This is a genomic window from Ectobacillus antri (assembly GCF_003852715.1).
Taxonomy (GTDB): domain Bacteria; phylum Bacillota; class Bacilli; order Bacillales; family Bacillaceae_G; genus Ectobacillus; species Ectobacillus antri.
In genome coordinates this window covers 1-15492 of sequence record NZ_RIAV01000006.1, presented here as the reverse complement: position 1 = coordinate 15492, position 15492 = coordinate 1, and the positions used below count along the sequence as shown (strand labels likewise).

The window sequence follows — 15492 nt, the reverse complement described above, 5'->3', positions numbered from 1 at the left end:
TGCAGTCCCTATTTTTTCATTTCGCAACAACTTGTTTTGTTGCTTCTTCTAAAGTTAAGTTATTGCTTTGTAAATACGAGGCGTAGGGGTTGCCGATATAACGGATATGCCAGGGTTCGTAAGCGTAGCCGGTTATACTCTGCTTACTGGCATTGTATCGAATAATAAAGCCAAATTCGTGAGCGTGTTTAATAAGCCATTGACCCTCGGCTGTATTGCCGAATGCTTCATTTAACTGATATTGTGCGGCTTTTGATGTAATATCCATCGCGAGACCAGTTTGATGCTCGCTTGCTCCGGGGGGAGCGCTGTATGCCTGTGTTTTCTCTTCACCTTGAGTTTTTATATTACGCTGATATAATTTTTGTTGATATTCATAAGAGCGATATCCAGATACCGCAAGCAGCTGCAAATTCTCTGCTTGTGCAGCTGTAAATAATTGTTCTAATGCCTGTGCTGCTTCTTTTCGCATATAAACATTTTTAGCAGATGTTTCCGGACTTCTTGGAACGTTCGGTACAACTAGGTCTCGTGGCACATAGGAAGGCGGCAATAAACGCTCTTTGTTTACTAACACTAAAAGTGACTCTGTATTTGTTACAGTATGTTCGTGTAAAGTGTCTTCGTAGGAAGGAAACTCCGGAATTCTTTCTTTCTTTTCAGTATCCACCTGTACTGCGGAAGTCTCTGCTTTAGACGATTGGAACATCGGCTCCGTCTTTAAAATAGCAATCGTTATCATAAATATACCTGTAAAAAGTAGGAGGACCATAGTCATTTTTTTCATAGAGCCATAGATATATCCTTTCTAAATGATAGAACCCATCTGTATTATACGGCAATAAGTATACATGTGCTAGATACAAAAACAAAGAGGCATTCCGCCTCTTATAGTTCTTCGATATGAACAATTCGAAATCCGTTTTCCTCAAGTTCTTTTAAAAGAGGCTGTAATTCCGACGTATCAAACTCTTTACCTAATGTAAATACCATGCGTCTTACATATAAAGCATTATTATCTAGTGTGAGCAAGCTTTGAATTCCTGTATATTTTTTCAATACCTTAGCAAGCTTTTGAATGGCTCCGTTATAATCCTGTGTACCGATAGTTACTGAATACACACCAGAATTTACGCCCCACGCGTCTTCTAGTAAAGCAAATACCTTAGAATGAGTTAAAATGCCAAGAAAGTTACCGCTCTCGCCGATAACAGCAAGAAATGGTAAGCGTTTAATAGTAAAGAACACTTTAAAAAATGAGGATTCTTCATATACAAAAGCACTTGTATCTCTCACAACATGGCGTACAGTATCACTAAGGGCTGCAGCGTATTCTAAAATATCAACCTTATATACATTGCCCACAAACTTCGTTTTTGTCTCATCCAAAACGGGAATACATCTATAGCCAGTTTCATTCAAAAGTTGCAGTACACTTTCTAATGAATCTTGTTCGCTACAAAACACAACATCTTGCTTTGGTACGTAATTGCCTTTCACTCTCATAAAACTCCTCCTAGTGTATAAAGATTGTATTGAAAATATACAATATTGTGAATTTAAAAGAAATATCTTTTGTGAAATAATTGGTTACATCTTTGTTACAATTTTTAGCTGCTGCAGATGTATACATAATTTTTCTTTAGATGGTTTATAATACCAATACTAACTTTTAAAATTTGGGGGATATATGGTTACAAGAAATTCAAAAATACAGAATAACCTTCAAGCCAACATAAATGAAATAAGTGAAAAGTTAGGTTGGAGTTCTGATCTTATGATAAGAACATTCACACTAAAAGGAATTGGTTTACGTGTGAGTATCATATTTTTTGAAGGCTCTATAGACGCCCACTCTTTAGAAACTCATATTATCGAACCGTTGATGACGTTTGAGATGCCTTTGAAATATGAAGAGCAGGGGCTGTTAAATTTTCTTATCCAGCATGTCATTCAAGTGAAGGCAGTGCGGATAGTAGAAAGCATGGAAGATGCGATTCATGAAATAGTGAATGGAAAAACATTGCTTGTTGTAGATGATATGCCATTATTTATATCCGCGGATATAGTTAAGTGGAATGAAAAAGGTTTAACAAACCCAAAAGCACAAAGGGTGACTAAAGGACCGGATATCGCATTCACGGAAAATCGAACAACAAATATATCTTTATTAAGAAAAGTTATAAAAAATCCGGACTTGCGCATAGAAACAAAGTCCTATGGAAAAAAAACATCTACTGATGTTTCTATTGTCTATTTGGACACGAGTGTTCAGAATGAAATCTTAACAGAAATCAAAAAACGTCTAGATAAGATTGAGTTGGAAGTTGTGCTAGAGTCCAATTATATAGAAGAAGGCTTAACAGAAGAATCTAAATCCATATTTCCACTCATGTTGAATACCGATCGTCCAGATGTGGTGGCTGCAGAAATTTTGGAAGGGAAAATTGGTATTATTGTGGATGGTTCTCCTTTCGTATTAGTGGCTCCAGCCGTATTCATCCAATTTTTTCAAACGCCTGAAGATTATTATATCCAGTTAGAAAACAACAAATGGTTACGTTTATTTAAAATGATTCTCTATGCTGTATCCATAGTTGTTCCGGGTTTATATGTTGCTTTCACCACACATCATCCCAATCTATTACCTATTCAGTTGTTAATTAGCTTCGTTTCACAGCGGGAAGTCGTACCATTTCCAACCGTAGTAGAGATAATTTTATTGGGGGCGATGATTGAAGCGATTTATGAAGCTTCCAATCGGGTACCACAAAATGTCGTTCTTACAATCTCAGTGTTCGGTGCGATTGTTTTGGGACAATCAGCTGTTGAATCCCAACTCATACAGCCAGCTACTTTAGTGGTAATGAGCGCTTCTTACATCATGACCAGTGTCGTTCCGATTTGGGTGATGCGTAATGTAGCGAGATATTTAGTACTTATATTTATTATTGCAGGCGCTACATTTGGATTATACGGCATTTTTTTAGCTACTTTAATTGTACTGTTTCATTTATGTAATCTGCGTTCGTTTGGTGTTCCATATTTGGCGCCATTTGCTCCTTTTCGAGTAAGAGATCAAAAAGACGGACTACTGAGATCATCAATTGAAGATGTAGCGAACAATTTTCCTGTTTTTTCAAAAGAGGAAACATTGCAACAAACCGAAGACGATAACAAGAATTGAGGAGTTTTGAATGGGCAATACATCTAAATTGCGCAGCGTCTTACTTATCGGGGTTATAATAGCTACATTCACTGGAAGAAATATTCAAGAAAATACAGTAAACAGCATAGCTGTCGTTTCAGGTATAGGAGTAGATAAAAGCGAGGGTAAGTATATTGTTACATTGCAACTTTATAATCCTGCAGCCAATCGAAAAGATGCCTCAGACGAAGTAGCAGCTTATACATATAAGCAAGAAGGAGAAACCGTCCAGGAAGCTATTCAAAATATGTACAAAATAACGTCCCGCCGCATGTTTTTGCAATCGGCGCAAATTGTGGTGTTTAGTGAACGCCTTGCAAGAGATGGATTAAGTGATGTTTTGAATTACTTGATTCGAGAACCGAATGTATACTCGGATATTAAATTTATGATATGCAAAGATATTTCTCCATATGACCTGTTTCGTATATTCACTCCTGTTTCAAAAGTTTCCAGTTCCCGCTTTAAAGAAGTGCTTGAAAGGGGAATGAGACATATGGGATATAGGGGGTTCGCAACATTAGAGAACGCGAAAGAAATTCTTACGGCACGTACAACCCAACTAACTGTCCCGTACATAAGTGTTGTCGGAAATCCGAAGGAAGGTTTTAAAAAAACAAACATCGAACAGAGTACTCCCGGAGTATTGATTTCACTGGAAGGTGTCACTGTATTTCGAGGTGATAGATTATATCGTATGCTTTCATTCGAGGAAAGCATTATGTATCGGATTGTACAAGGTCAACTAAATAGGGCGAGCGTTACTACGGGATGTCCTCATTCCAAGGGTAGAGTATCGTGGAAATTAAGCAGTACAAAATCAGTCATAAGTGTGATTTCAGAACGTCGGCCGTATACTTTTCGTCTAGGGGTTCAAGCTAAAGCAAATATATATGACATTACTTGCAAAGGAAATTTGGCAGACCCAATATATATAAAGGAGTTGGAAAAAAAATCAAGCAAAGATTTACAAGTGAAGTTACAAGACTTAATTAGAAAAAGTCAAACCTACAATACGGATTTCATTGGTTTCAGTGACGCCATGTACCATCAAAATCCTTCTTTATGGGGGCGAATAAGCAAACAATGGAGCAGACTGTATCCAGACGCGAAAATCGAAGGGAAATTTGAAATTAAACTCATTAATACAGGTGACATCATTCGAATTGTAAAATAGGACTATGGATTCTAATAAGGAGAAAAGAATCATGGCACAGGTAAAATTATCATTCTTACAAATCTTCTCCATCATGTTATTGTTTTTATTAGGGAGCACGATTGTCGTCGGTTTAAATTTTAATCTGCAACAAGATACTTGGATTGGGCTACTAATAACTTCATTTTTAGGCGTTGGAGTTTTATATTTTTATTTTATCATGCTCTCAATTGGTAATTGGGGAAATTTGTACGAGCTGTTGGAAGACGGTTTCGGCAAGATTGTAGGAAAGTCATTACAAATTGTATATACATTATACTTTTGCTATATAGGCGGTCGGGTCTTGAAAGACTTCGCTTTCTTTACCAGCAAGATGTTATTTGAAGATATATCCCCTTGGATTATCTCTTTTAGTTTTATCAGCACCATAGGTTATATACTTTACTTGGGTATCGAGTCTTTTGCTAGAGGAACGCAAATTTTGCTGTTTGTAGTTATAACTCAAATTCTCATGTTGCTGCTGACAGGTTATTTTAGTAACGCTTTCTTAGTAAAAAATTTGGGACCACTATTCCAACACAGTGGTTCCGCAATTGTGAATACTGTTTTTCCTACAGGAATTACATTCCCTTACGGGGAGTTGATTGCTTTGACAATTTTGTTTCCTTTGGCTGATCATAAGAGCAAACTGAAAACATATGGTTGGTTGGTTATTTTAGTTGTAGGAGGTTTATTGATTGCGGCGGCTGAAATGATAGTGGGGATTTTACATCCTAAACTTGCGGAAATATATGTATTTCCGTTCATAAAAGCTTTGGAAGGTCTTGACTTTTTAGGTTTTTTAGAACATTTTGAGCTATTTGCGGTATTGATCAACTTAATAGGTGGATGTATTAAAATTTTTGTTTTTGCATATGCAGCTTTAGTGGGAATTTCTAAAATTAGGATTAAGAATAAAAAAAATCAATCAATCATTTTAGTATGTTGTTTAACCTATGCATGTTCTTTAATTTTATCTGGGAATTTGATCGAACATCTATATATAGGACTGAAAGTGGTTCCTATCTATCTGCATGTTCCATTGCAATTTATTATTCCATTCATATTAACTATGCTTTTGTTAATAAAAAAGTCTGGAAATAAAGCCCATCATGTTTCTGATATTCAATAATGAATATCTATTTTCTTTATATTGCTTATAGGATGTCCAGATGATAAAATTTGTGAAGTCATTATCGGGTAAGTAACCAGCATATTTTAGATAGCAGAGGAGAGGGTTATGCTTCGAATTCTAGCAGTAACAAAGGAACATGAAGTATTGCGAGATATACCGGTCCTTGATGTCAAAAAAGAGCACATTGCTTGGTATTGGGTAGATTTTTCAAAACCAACTAACGAAGAAATTTTATTGTTATCATCTTATTTTAAATTCCATCCTTTAGCAATAGAAGATTGTTTGCATTTTTTACAACGCCCTAAGCTGGAGTATTATAATAATCACAGCTTTTTAGTCATGCATGCCATTCATAAGGATACATTGGATATTCAAGAAGTCGATATATTTTTAGGTGAAAACTTTATTGTTTCGTTTCACTTAGAAGAAGTTCCGGAAATTATATCTGCTTGGAACCATTTCTGTAGTTCAAAACATACCTGTGACCAGATGCCTGTTGAAGTGCTTCATAAAATTATAGATAAGCTTGTGGATACATATTTTCCGATTGTGCATGATATCGAAGATCGAATGAGACAAATGGAAGTAGATTATCAAAAAGGAACGATGCCTTCCCTAATTAATGAAACCTTCCGTGTGCGAAGTCAACTACTGCAGCTTCATTATGTAATTGGACCGATGCGAGATTTATTGTACAGGATGCTGGAATCCAAACGGTTTTTATTACAGGATGATAAGAAGGCCTATTTTCAGGATATTTATGACCACTTGTTAAAGCTGAGTCAAATGGTCATGTCAAATCGCGAAATTACCTCTGAAATGCGAGACAATTACATTTCATTAAACTCCTATTATATGAACAGTATTATGAAAAAGCTGACCGTTATCACCACGATCTTTATGCCTCTTACGTTTATTGCTGGTATTTATGGGATGAATTTTGACCATATGCCTGAGCTGCGATGGAAATATGGCTATTTTATTATACTAGGTATGATGTTAGGGACAGGTGGTATGATGGCAATATGGTTTTTGAAAAAGGGTTGGTTTCGTAATGATTAAAAAAACCTTCACGAAATTTTTATATTTCGTGAAGGTTTTTTATATGAAAACATCTATTTTAATATGAAATAACAAGTTATAATGTAGTTATGTATATAGATAATTCTATATTTAATTAAAAAAATAAATAATTGCACATTGTGTGTAAGTAATATATGGAGGGATGCAGATATGGATTTGGCAACAATAGTGGGAATCCTTCTAGCGATAATTGCCGTTGTATTCGGTATGTTCCTCAAGGGAGCAGATGTACAAGCACTATTAAATCCGGCGGCACTTATGATTATCTTTGTCGGCACTGCAGGTGCTGTGACGATTGCTTTCCCAGGAAAGCAACTGAAGCGTCTCCCAAAGCTTTTTAAGTTGTTATTCACAACCAATAAAAAGCAATTATCGTATCAGGAATTATTAGAACTGTTTGTACGTTGGGCAGGCGAAAGTAGAAAGCATGGTATTTTATCATTAGAACAACAAGTCAATGAGGTCGATGATGACTTTATTCAAAGAGGCATGAAGTTTGTAATTGATGGTATCTCACCGGAAGATCTGAAAAACATGATGGAAGCAGAAATTGAGGCTATTGAAGAGAGACATGCTTCCGGCGCACGAATGTTTACGCAAGCAGGTACATATGCACCAACTCTTGGAGTATTGGGAGCTGTTATCGGTCTTGTTGCCGCCCTTGGCAATTTATCTGATATTAATAAGCTTGGTCATGCGATTTCAGGCGCCTTTATTGCCACTATTTTCGGTATTTTTAGCGGATATGTATTGTGGCATCCATTTGCTAATAAATTAAAGCAAAAGTCAGCAGAAGAGTTAGAGAAAAAACGTCTTATTTTAGAATGCATGCTAATGCTTCAAGCAGGAACTTATCCATTTTTAATTAAAAACCGCATTCTTGTAGCGCTCTCTGAAACAGAGAGAAAGAAACTAGAAGCTGGAGATGGTACAGATGGCGCGCAAAAAGAAAAAGCATGAGGAGCATATTGACGAAACATGGCTAATTCCATATGCGGATATGCTTACTTTGCTGTTAGCTTTATTTATTGTATTATTTGCGATGAGTAGCCTCGATACAGAAAAATTTAGGCAGATGGCAATTGCTTTTAATAAGGAGTTAAAAGGTGGTACAGGTAACAAAGAATTTTTAAACGAAGTGCCACCTGCCCAAGATGTGCCATTGAAAGAAGAAAAATCTGCTGAAGAAATTAAAGCCAAACATGAGATGGAAGAGCTTAAGCAATTACAGGAAAAGATTGATGCATATATTGCAGCTAATAAACTGTCCCTTTCTTTAAAAACGACTTTGACTGAGCGCGGTTTAATGATCACCATCATGGACAATGCTTTATTCGATTCGGGTAAGGCATTCGTAAAATTGGAATCTGTCGCAACTGCAAAAGAAATTTCACAGCTTCTTGTTGCAGCTTCTCCCCGTGAAGTAATGGTGTCCGGTCATACAGACAATGTACCTATTACTAACGCAGAGTTTAAATCAAACTGGGATTTAAGTACGGGAAGAGCAGTAAACTTTATGCAAGTATTACTTGAGAACACAAACTTACAACCTGAGAAATTCAGTGCAATTGGATATGGTGAATATCGGCCAGTTGCACCAAATGATTCTGCTGAAAACCGAGCAAAAAATCGTAGGGTGGAAGTATTAATCTTACCTCTTACAAAGCAGCCGTAAGCAAAAATGGTTTACATTTTCCCTCTATTCATGTAGGATATATAATATATTGAAAATACATCGTTTTTGGAGGAGCCTGCCACTGCAGGCTCCTTTTTGTCTTTTTTAGGTAAAGTATAGCACGGTTTCTGCAGGGGTAGGCTATATGACGTAAGAAAGGCGGAGAATTAACATGTTGATTACGCAACTTGCTATTATCTTACTGGCTTCAAAGCTTGCAGGAGATATTAGTGTCAGATTGGGGCAACCTTCTGTACTTGGAAAGCTGTTAATTGGTATCGTTCTTGGCCCATCGGTATTAGGCCTTGTAAATGACACAGAAATTCTGGGTGAATTAAGCCAAATTGGTGTTATTTTATTGATGTTTATTGCTGGTTTAGAAACTGACTTAGATGAGTTTAAACGGACAGGAAAAGCATCTAGTATTGTGGGAGCGGCTGGTGTTGCTGTTCCGCTTTCACTCGGTTACGGTGCCGGGATTGTTCTAGGTATGTCTAATTTTGAAGCGGTTTTTTTAGGCCTTTTGCTGTCTGCAACAAGTGTAAGCATTTCAGTACAGGCGTTGAAGGAAATGGGGAAATTGCAGTCTCGAGAAGGATCGGTAATTTTAGGGGCAGCTGTAATTGATGATGTTCTTGTCATCGTTGCATTAGCATTTGTTATGAGCCTTGCTGGTGGTGATGTAAACTTAACAATGGTTATTCTAAAGAAAGCGTTATTCTTTATTGTTTCCATTATTGTTGGATGGAAAGTGGTTCCGATTATCTTGCGTAAGTTCGCGCCGCTACGTGTAACAGAATCACTCATATCAGCCGGTTTAATTGTTTGTTTTACATTTGCCTATTTTGCTGAATATACAGGAGTTGCTGCTATTATTGGTGCATATATCGCCGGAGTTGCCATTAGTGTAACGGACTATAAGCATGAAATCTTTGAGAAGGTAGAAACAATTGGATACTCTATTTTTGTTCCTGTGTTCTTCACTTCTATTGGGGTTACTGCTGAGTTTAGTGGGGTCGGTGAGAACTGGTTACTTATTTTAGGACTGAGTGTACTCGCTATTATAACGAAACTTGTAGGTTGTGCGTTTGGTGCAAAGATAACCGGATTTAATGGGAATAGTTCCCTAGGTATAGGAGCCGCCATGGTATCGCGAGGAGAAGTAGCGCTTATTATCGCAGCTATCGGATTAGAAGCAGACTTGCTAAAGCAAGATCTGTTTGCCGTTATGGTAGCCGTCGTATTAGTTACAACCGTTGTAACACCACCAATGATGAAAGTATTCTTTAACCGTAACAAAGAAACAGCGCAAGCATAAAAGACGCAGCAAAATGCCGCGTCTTTTATTTTCCAAATAAAGCTTGTAATGTACATAGCATGATATTTGTATATTCTGTAAACCTCGGGTCATGTATGTTTATTTTACTAAAGTTATGAAATAAACATCGCACACTCTCTGTTTGAAACGGATGAAGGTCACGATTACCTATACGCAGATACAGAAGATGTCCAGGTTGTTGCTCATCATGCTCCGCTTCTAGACCAAGTTCACGTAAAATTTTTACTTGAAGCCAAGCGCACTCTACTTTTAGCTCATTTTGAATATGGACAATAGTAGGGTTGTCAGAATCCTCGATAAGTGAAAGTGTATGAGATAAGCGGCTGAAGCGTTGCAGATATTCTGCTATATAGTCGGTCGTATTTGAGACTATGAATGCCGAGTTATCGGCATCAAGCTGCACTTCTTGGATTTCCATTGCAGGAGTCAATGATATTTTAGGAACTTCAATACCAAGATTAAGTATAGAGGCTTCTAAATCGTCTAACATTTCTTGTAGTGCAGTATGCTCATCGCTTGTTACAGGGTAGGTATATAAGATATGCTGTGCTTGTTCCTGTAAATCTGAAAATAATGCACCGCAATCATCAAGAGGATTGGCTTGGTAAGAAAGAATGGACTTAATTTTCCATTTTAAGTCCCGGTATAGTCGATGCCATTCATTCCAAGCATTTTTCTCTGTTTCTGTCATTTCGCGCACAAGGCGAAGGCGGTACGGATCTCTTGATATAACTTCAAAGCATCCATGCTTTTCTATACCATGTTCTACGTTTTCAGTCATAATATCCTTTTCAATCAAGATATTGGATTCCATAAAAACATCGGCACCGCTATGACCGATGATAAATGATTCAAGCCATTGTTCATGTACAGACTTGATAATATACACACCATAGGTGAAATAAGATGTTTTGGACTTTATCATGACCGTATTCCTCTCGCATGCAGTAAATTTTCCTTATGTTTCTATCATATAAGATTTTGAAAAGAAATCCAATTACAGTGTTTGAAAAATCAACTACCTTTATTTTGAATTTACTATATATTTACAATATAGATATAATTGTTGTAGGAGCGAGAAAACGGGCATACTATCGCAGAGGTGAAGAGATGAAAATTGTGATGATATGCTTTGTTTTATTGCTGACAGCAACATCTGTGCAAGCAGAACAGGTAGTAAAAACCGTTTGTCCAAAGACTGAGATTTTGTCCGTATTAACAGAGCAAGATAAGCAAGAATTACTACGAGAGTTGCCACGCTCCATTATTCCAAAATTGTACGGTAAAAATCCAAAGTATCTAGACTATCAGGCAGAAGTAATTATGCCTATGCAAAATTTGCAAGGGGTAGAGAAATCATACTATTACATGGCAATTCAAAATTGTGGTCGCGATATTGCTAATCGTTCTTGGTTTGTGCGTATACGGTTTCCAAAGATGCAAAATGCATACTCATTCAGTGAAATATTTCTTGCGAAAAAGCAAAATAATGAATGGATTGTTTGGTACCAATATCACTAAAGAGATTGTAACCAAAGTGTACTTACTATAAACGAGGCCGGGACATAACTGCATCATGTAACTCTAAAGCCAAAAGAATAGAGAATAACGAACACTCATAAAGGAAAGATCCGAACTAAATCGAATTCTGTGTAGAGAATGCCGACTAATAGTTCGGATTTTTCTTTGGCTAAAAACCTTTTGTCCCAGCCTCTTTTAGTCAGTTCTTATAGCGCAAATACTGATAGTTTGAAGTAGGAATACTTTTGACTACATTCCCTAAAGCGTCTTTATATATCTCATATTCTTGATATGTTTCAATTACATAGCCTTTTATAGTTTCTTTTTTGACGAGTTTGCTTTCTAAGAAAAAGAGTATATCGTGTTCCAATTGTTCTGATGACTCGGTTGTAACGGTTTGGGTCGTATTTTCACCAAGTAAAACCTCTCCCCAATATACAACTGAAAAGGTTAGTGCACCGCTAAGTAGCATGAAAAATAAAATGCTTTTTATCCGATGAAACATAATATCCACCTCAAATCTGTTTGTCCTGTTATTTACAACCATATGCTTAGATGCTATGCTTCATTCGTATTGTATGCTTGTAGCGGTTGTTAATATAGTGAAGTGTAGGGAAAATAGGGGAGTGTAAGGGCCAGATTATACAAGGAAAGGAGCAGCAGGGCTATAATAGTCTGCGATAATAGAGAGAACATGTTCCTATCATATATCTTGATTATTGTTTTTCTATTGTTTGGATTTGTTGCTACGGTGAAAATTGGCGGAAAAGGTGACGAACATTATGACAAGGAAATGCGTGGAAATACAGTTCGATTGACGTTGATTTATGTTGCGCTTGCAGTTGTGTTGTTAGCCGGTCTTGGTATTTACATTGCTATATAAAAACAAAGCGAACCTATTTAGGTTCGCTTTGTTTTTATGCTCTATTACACTTTTTGGACATTCGTCGCTTGTGGTCCGCGTTGACCGTGCTCGATTTCGAAAGTCACTTCTTGTCCTTCATCCAGTGACTTGTAGCCCTCACTGTGAATTGCGGAGAAATGTACGAACACGTCATCTCCGTCTTCACGCTCGATAAATCCAAAGCCTTTTTCACTGTTAAACCATTTTACTTTACCACGTTCCATTTTATTGCCTCCTAAATATGTAGAAAAATAAAGCTGTAAGTCAATCTTACTTGCATAGGATAACCCGAAGAGGTAATTTTTAAACCTATATAAGGATTAAATTTAAAAAAATAAAAAAGAAATTTGATTTATAAATGAAAACACCGAACTTCTTATATCTGAAGTTCGGTGTTTATATAGTTGGGGTTATCTAGGTATTAATGTGTTCTCATTTTACTTTTTTAAATGATAGGGTACGGTTGTAATAACTACATTTCGTTTATAAAGCAAAAATGCCCGAATTAGTAAGCTAGACTGATTATGAAGAATGTTATGCCAGCCTTTTTTAGGAATAAACTGAGGAATAATGACAGTTACTCGATAGTTTGATTCGCTTGCTTTGTACTGAACCGTATCAATGAATTTTGTGAGCGGTTGGATAATACTTCGATAATAAGAATGAAGAGTAACCAATCGTACATCAGGTTCCCACATCTTCCATTTTTCTTCAAACTTTTTTTCATCTTCTCTTTCAAAGGAAACATAAACCGCAATAATTTGGTCTGGTGATAGCGATTTTGCATAATTTAAGGAGTTGGCAACAACATGTGTCATACCGGCTACTGGCGTTCCAACCGGTGTATGTAAGTCAGGAGAAACTGTACCGGTAGCAATATGATATAGACCGGCACCAATTAGTATAAATAGAGCCAACACAAAAAGATATACAGGATATGCCAAAATAGAGGCTGACTCCGTAACACCTCGTAAATTCAAAATTGCTCATTCTGTAAATGTATTAAAAGAGACGATGGGACCAATTCTCTAGAACTATTTATAAAGAAGCTGGGACAAAAGGTTTTCAGCCAAAGAAAAATCCGAACTATTAGTCGGAATTCTCTACACAGAATTCGATTTAGTTCGGATTTTTCCTTTATGAGTGTTCGTTACTCTCTATTCTTTTGACTTTAGAGTTACATGATTCAGTTATGTACTGGTTTACATAGTTCAGCCCATTTTCACGAATAATAAATATATTGGCAATATCATATTATAAGTCCTAACTATTTGGTGAAGAGGTTGATATATGAAAGGGTTACAACATGAGCAACGAACGCTTTCAAGTAATCTAGAGCAAAACCTTAAAGAGATTTAATCTTATTTAGGGAATTGTTCTGATTTAATTTTACGCAGATTTGATGTAGAAGAAAATCAGGTGGCTTTGATTCATATTGATGGTATTTCAAATACTGAGATGATTCAACAATTTATTATTGGTCCTATCCAAACTCTTAAGAACACGGAGAACTTAAACTTTCCCATGCTGTATGCATTGTTGTTTACTTACATTATTTTTATTTTGCAATGTAATCTTCTTCCACTACTGCCATATTCGTTGGCGTTACATACGCAATTCTTGCTGCGCTTTGTGGACCGCTATGTTGAACAAAAGCTCGATTAGAAATTTTTTGTTTTTTGGTAATGGTAACGTTGAATGTCAGCTTATGCGACTGCAAAAGCTTGGCCTGTCCATATCGACAAGATGGCGCATATAATAACAAATAAAGAAACTATTCGTTTCAATTTAATCTTCCTGTCTATAGTTGATTACTACTAATGTCCGCTTAACCTTTATAATTATTCTTTCTGCGACAATACAATGAAGTTCCTTTAAATCCCAAATAGGGTAATCATATTACAGTATTTCATTATAAGTTTTCAGGAACAGTATGGATAAGACATCAGGCAGAAAGGTACTTACTACCATGAAATATCTATATTTGCGTATTCTTTTGATAAGCCTATTGCTAATGAATGTAAATGTCTCAGCAGAAATGATTAAAAGAAGGGAGGTAGAACCGACCGGAAAAGTGGTTTGGGAGGTGCCGACACAAAACAAGGTTATTGCACTGACATTCGATGATGGGCCAAGTCCTATTTATACGCCTCAAATTTTGGCGCTTTTACGTCAATACAATGCTCATGCAACATTTTTTACCATTGGTAGTCGGGTCAATCGCTATCCACACATCACGCAGCAAGTAATTCAGGCTGGTCATGATATTGGAAATCATACGATGACACATCCTTATGAAAATCGAAACGGATTTGACCGCTTGCGCACAGAGTTTTTGAATGCCCATCATGTATTACAACAATATCAGCCAAACCAACCTAAGTTATTTCGTCCACCAGGAGGTTATATTGATGATGCACTTCTCGCAGAAGTCAATAGTTATGGTTATACAGTTGTATTATGGTCTTATCATCAAGATACAAGGGACTGGTCTTCTCCAGGTGTCCAGGTAATTGCCAATCATATTATTTCCCATGCCAGAAATGGAGATATTGTGCTGCTGCATGACGGGGGAGGGAATCGGACACAAACCGTTGAAGCCTTAAAGATTATTTTGCCTATTCTGCAAAAGCAAGGATATGAATTTGTGCGTGTATCGGAGTTGTTGCGCTATAGGTCGGTTCATTGAGTAAATAGCTGTTTACCTCTAATTCACAATGAGGCCGTGTGGATGGTCTACACTTGGTTAGACAACTCTTATAAGGGCTAGTACACTATACTTACTAACCTTAGGAGCGTGTAGTCCATGAAACGAGAGCGTCGAACGTATACAGCCGCATGCAAGCTGCAAATGGTGAAGCTATATGAGAATGGCAAGTCAAGAGCTGACATTGCCAGAGAGTATGACATTACCCCATCTGCCTTAGATCGTTGGATTTTAAACCATCAGAAAACAGGTTCGTTCAAAGCGGAGGGCCACCGGTCAGCGGAAGAAAATGAGCTAATCCAGCTTCGAAAAGAAAGCTGGATTGTCAACACTAAACTAGACAGTTTTATTAAGGTGCGCCCTCTTATATTCCATCGGACTCATATAGTCTTATGTTCTATGAATTCTGATATGATTAAACTAACGAACGTAATTTCGTAATTTTCTCTAAGTTTGCATCCTTTTGCGCACCTGCGCTGTAACCGATGATTTTTCGATTAAAGATGGTATAAACGCAAAGAAATTCAATCGGAATGTCTTAAGTAGGAAGTTGACTTGGCAACCTTGGAACAAATATGCGTTTTATTCTTAATACGGGTATAATGCTAGGCTCGCGAACCACTAGAGAGCGTAGATTGAAGTTTAGGTGCCCCGCAAGAGCGTTTCGCGGAGTACGAGAGAGCGTAGATTGGAGTTTAGGTGTCCCGCAAGAGCGTTTCGCGGAG

Annotated in this window: 17 protein-coding genes and 1 pseudogene; 12 read left to right on the top strand and 6 right to left on the bottom strand. The window is 37.0% G+C overall.

The annotated features are described in order from the left end of the window. Nucleotides 1-16: 16 nt before the first annotated feature. Together EEJ45_RS07805 and cbpA are read right to left on the bottom strand one after the other, a co-directional pair. The gene (locus EEJ45_RS07805; protein WP_124564253.1) at nt 17-742 is read right to left on the bottom strand and encodes a M15 family metallopeptidase; all 726 of its coding nucleotides are present in this window, start codon (nt 740-742) and stop codon (nt 17-19) included. Nucleotides 743-888: 146 nt separating this feature from the next. Then, on the bottom strand, nt 889-1506 hold the full coding sequence (gene cbpA, locus EEJ45_RS07800) for a cyclic di-AMP binding protein CbpA (protein WP_124564252.1): 618 nt from the start codon (nt 1504-1506) through the stop codon (nt 889-891). Between the two features lie 184 nt (nt 1507-1690). Between cbpA and EEJ45_RS07795 the strand changes: the two genes are divergently transcribed. The 7 genes from EEJ45_RS07795 (at nt 1691) to EEJ45_RS07765 (ending at nt 9614) form a co-directional block, all read left to right on the top strand. Further along, entirely contained in the window at nt 1691-3187 is a 1497-nt protein-coding gene (locus EEJ45_RS07795; RefSeq protein WP_124564251.1) for a spore germination protein, read from the top strand. Nucleotides 3188-3197: 10 nt separating this feature from the next. After that, nucleotides 3198-4385 (top strand): Ger(x)C family spore germination protein, encoded by a 1188-nt coding sequence (locus tag EEJ45_RS07790; protein ID WP_124564250.1) that lies wholly within the window; start codon nt 3198-3200, stop codon nt 4383-4385. 31 nt (nt 4386-4416) lie between these two features. Then, complete coding sequence (locus EEJ45_RS07785) at nt 4417-5535, top strand: GerAB/ArcD/ProY family transporter (RefSeq protein WP_164464224.1); 1119 nt, start codon at nt 4417-4419, stop codon at nt 5533-5535. 108 nt (nt 5536-5643) lie between these two features. Further along, on the top strand, nt 5644-6600 hold the full coding sequence (gene corA / locus EEJ45_RS07780; RefSeq protein WP_124564248.1) for a magnesium/cobalt transporter CorA: 957 nt from the start codon (nt 5644-5646) through the stop codon (nt 6598-6600). Nucleotides 6601-6771: 171 nt separating this feature from the next. After that, nucleotides 6772-7581 carry a flagellar motor stator protein MotA gene (gene motA / locus EEJ45_RS07775; protein ID WP_124564247.1) on the top strand — a complete coding sequence of 270 codons (810 nt, stop codon included), beginning with the start codon at nt 6772-6774 and terminating at the stop codon, nt 7579-7581. Beyond that, nucleotides 7547-8296 (top strand): flagellar motor protein MotB, encoded by a 750-nt coding sequence (gene motB, locus EEJ45_RS07770; protein WP_124564246.1) that lies wholly within the window; start codon nt 7547-7549, stop codon nt 8294-8296. The genes motA and motB overlap by 35 nt, the downstream gene beginning before the upstream one ends. A gap of 172 nt (nt 8297-8468) precedes the next feature. Next, entirely contained in the window at nt 8469-9614 is a 1146-nt protein-coding gene (locus EEJ45_RS07765) for a cation:proton antiporter (RefSeq protein WP_124564245.1), read from the top strand. A 25-nt stretch (nt 9615-9639) separates the two neighbouring features. On the opposite strand, the gene EEJ45_RS07760 is transcribed toward EEJ45_RS07765, so the two are convergent. Then, complete coding sequence (locus EEJ45_RS07760) at nt 9640-10560, bottom strand: hypothetical protein (protein ID WP_124564244.1); 921 nt, start codon at nt 10558-10560, stop codon at nt 9640-9642. Nucleotides 10561-10745: 185 nt separating this feature from the next. On the opposite strand from EEJ45_RS07760, the gene EEJ45_RS07755 reads away from it, so the two are divergent. Then, the gene (locus EEJ45_RS07755; RefSeq protein ID WP_124564243.1) at nt 10746-11156 is read left to right on the top strand and encodes a hypothetical protein; all 411 of its coding nucleotides are present in this window, start codon (nt 10746-10748) and stop codon (nt 11154-11156) included. Nucleotides 11157-11355: 199 nt separating this feature from the next. On the opposite strand, the gene EEJ45_RS07750 is transcribed toward EEJ45_RS07755, so the two are convergent. Next, complete coding sequence (locus tag EEJ45_RS07750; RefSeq protein ID WP_124564242.1) at nt 11356-11661, bottom strand: hypothetical protein; 306 nt, start codon at nt 11659-11661, stop codon at nt 11356-11358. A 189-nt stretch (nt 11662-11850) separates the two neighbouring features. Here EEJ45_RS07750 and EEJ45_RS07745 point away from each other — a divergent pair, with 189 nt between their 5' ends. After that, nucleotides 11851-12039 (top strand): hypothetical protein, encoded by a 189-nt coding sequence (locus EEJ45_RS07745; protein ID WP_124564241.1) that lies wholly within the window; start codon nt 11851-11853, stop codon nt 12037-12039. Nucleotides 12040-12083: 44 nt separating this feature from the next. Here the strand turns inward: EEJ45_RS07745 and EEJ45_RS07740 are convergent, their stop codons facing one another. Together EEJ45_RS07740 and EEJ45_RS07735 are read right to left on the bottom strand one after the other, a co-directional pair. Next, the gene (locus tag EEJ45_RS07740) at nt 12084-12284 is read right to left on the bottom strand and encodes a cold-shock protein (protein WP_124564240.1); all 201 of its coding nucleotides are present in this window, start codon (nt 12282-12284) and stop codon (nt 12084-12086) included. 213 nt (nt 12285-12497) lie between these two features. Further along, a pseudogene (locus EEJ45_RS07735) lies at nt 12498-12890 on the bottom strand (amino acid permease); the annotation flags it as partial. A 589-nt stretch (nt 12891-13479) separates the two neighbouring features. Here EEJ45_RS07735 and EEJ45_RS07730 point away from each other — a divergent pair. The 3 genes from EEJ45_RS07730 to EEJ45_RS07720 all read left to right on the top strand — a co-directional run bounded on the left by EEJ45_RS07730 (nt 13480) and on the right by EEJ45_RS07720 (nt 15208). Continuing rightward, a complete protein-coding gene (locus EEJ45_RS07730; RefSeq protein ID WP_245999857.1) occupies nt 13480-13725 on the top strand; it encodes a hypothetical protein in 246 nt (81 codons plus the stop codon). Nucleotides 13726-14029: 304 nt separating this feature from the next. Then, complete coding sequence (locus EEJ45_RS07725) at nt 14030-14749, top strand: polysaccharide deacetylase family protein (RefSeq protein ID WP_245999856.1); 720 nt, start codon at nt 14030-14032, stop codon at nt 14747-14749. A 117-nt stretch (nt 14750-14866) separates the two neighbouring features. Beyond that, entirely contained in the window at nt 14867-15208 is a 342-nt protein-coding gene (locus EEJ45_RS07720; RefSeq protein ID WP_124564238.1) for a transposase, read from the top strand. Nucleotides 15209-15492: the final 284 nt, after the last annotated feature.

Coding starts and splice junctions, on each gene's coding strand:
- EEJ45_RS07740 (WP_124564240.1), bottom strand. CDS start 12,284: ATGGAACGTGGTAAAGTAAAATGGTTTAACAGTGAAAAAGGCTTTGGA.
- EEJ45_RS07755 (WP_124564243.1), top strand. CDS start 10,746: ATGAAAATTGTGATGATATGCTTTGTTTTATTGCTGACAGCAACATCT.
- EEJ45_RS07745 (WP_124564241.1), top strand. CDS start 11,851: ATGTTCCTATCATATATCTTGATTATTGTTTTTCTATTGTTTGGATTT.
- EEJ45_RS07795 (WP_124564251.1), top strand. CDS start 1,691: ATGGTTACAAGAAATTCAAAAATACAGAATAACCTTCAAGCCAACATA.
- motB (WP_124564246.1), top strand. CDS start 7,547: ATGGTACAGATGGCGCGCAAAAAGAAAAAGCATGAGGAGCATATTGAC.
- EEJ45_RS07805 (WP_124564253.1), bottom strand. CDS start 742: ATGATAACGATTGCTATTTTAAAGACGGAGCCGATGTTCCAATCGTCT.
- EEJ45_RS07725 (WP_245999856.1), top strand. CDS start 14,030: ATGAAATATCTATATTTGCGTATTCTTTTGATAAGCCTATTGCTAATG.
- EEJ45_RS07720 (WP_124564238.1), top strand. CDS start 14,867: ATGAAACGAGAGCGTCGAACGTATACAGCCGCATGCAAGCTGCAAATG.
- EEJ45_RS07760 (WP_124564244.1), bottom strand. CDS start 10,560: ATGATAAAGTCCAAAACATCTTATTTCACCTATGGTGTGTATATTATC.
- corA (WP_124564248.1), top strand. CDS start 5,644: ATGCTTCGAATTCTAGCAGTAACAAAGGAACATGAAGTATTGCGAGAT.
- EEJ45_RS07785 (WP_164464224.1), top strand. CDS start 4,417: ATGGCACAGGTAAAATTATCATTCTTACAAATCTTCTCCATCATGTTA.
- cbpA (WP_124564252.1), bottom strand. CDS start 1,506: ATGAGAGTGAAAGGCAATTACGTACCAAAGCAAGATGTTGTGTTTTGT.
- EEJ45_RS07790 (WP_124564250.1), top strand. CDS start 3,198: ATGGGCAATACATCTAAATTGCGCAGCGTCTTACTTATCGGGGTTATA.
- EEJ45_RS07765 (WP_124564245.1), top strand. CDS start 8,469: ATGTTGATTACGCAACTTGCTATTATCTTACTGGCTTCAAAGCTTGCA.
- motA (WP_124564247.1), top strand. CDS start 6,772: ATGGATTTGGCAACAATAGTGGGAATCCTTCTAGCGATAATTGCCGTT.
- EEJ45_RS07750 (WP_124564242.1), bottom strand. CDS start 11,661: ATGTTTCATCGGATAAAAAGCATTTTATTTTTCATGCTACTTAGCGGT.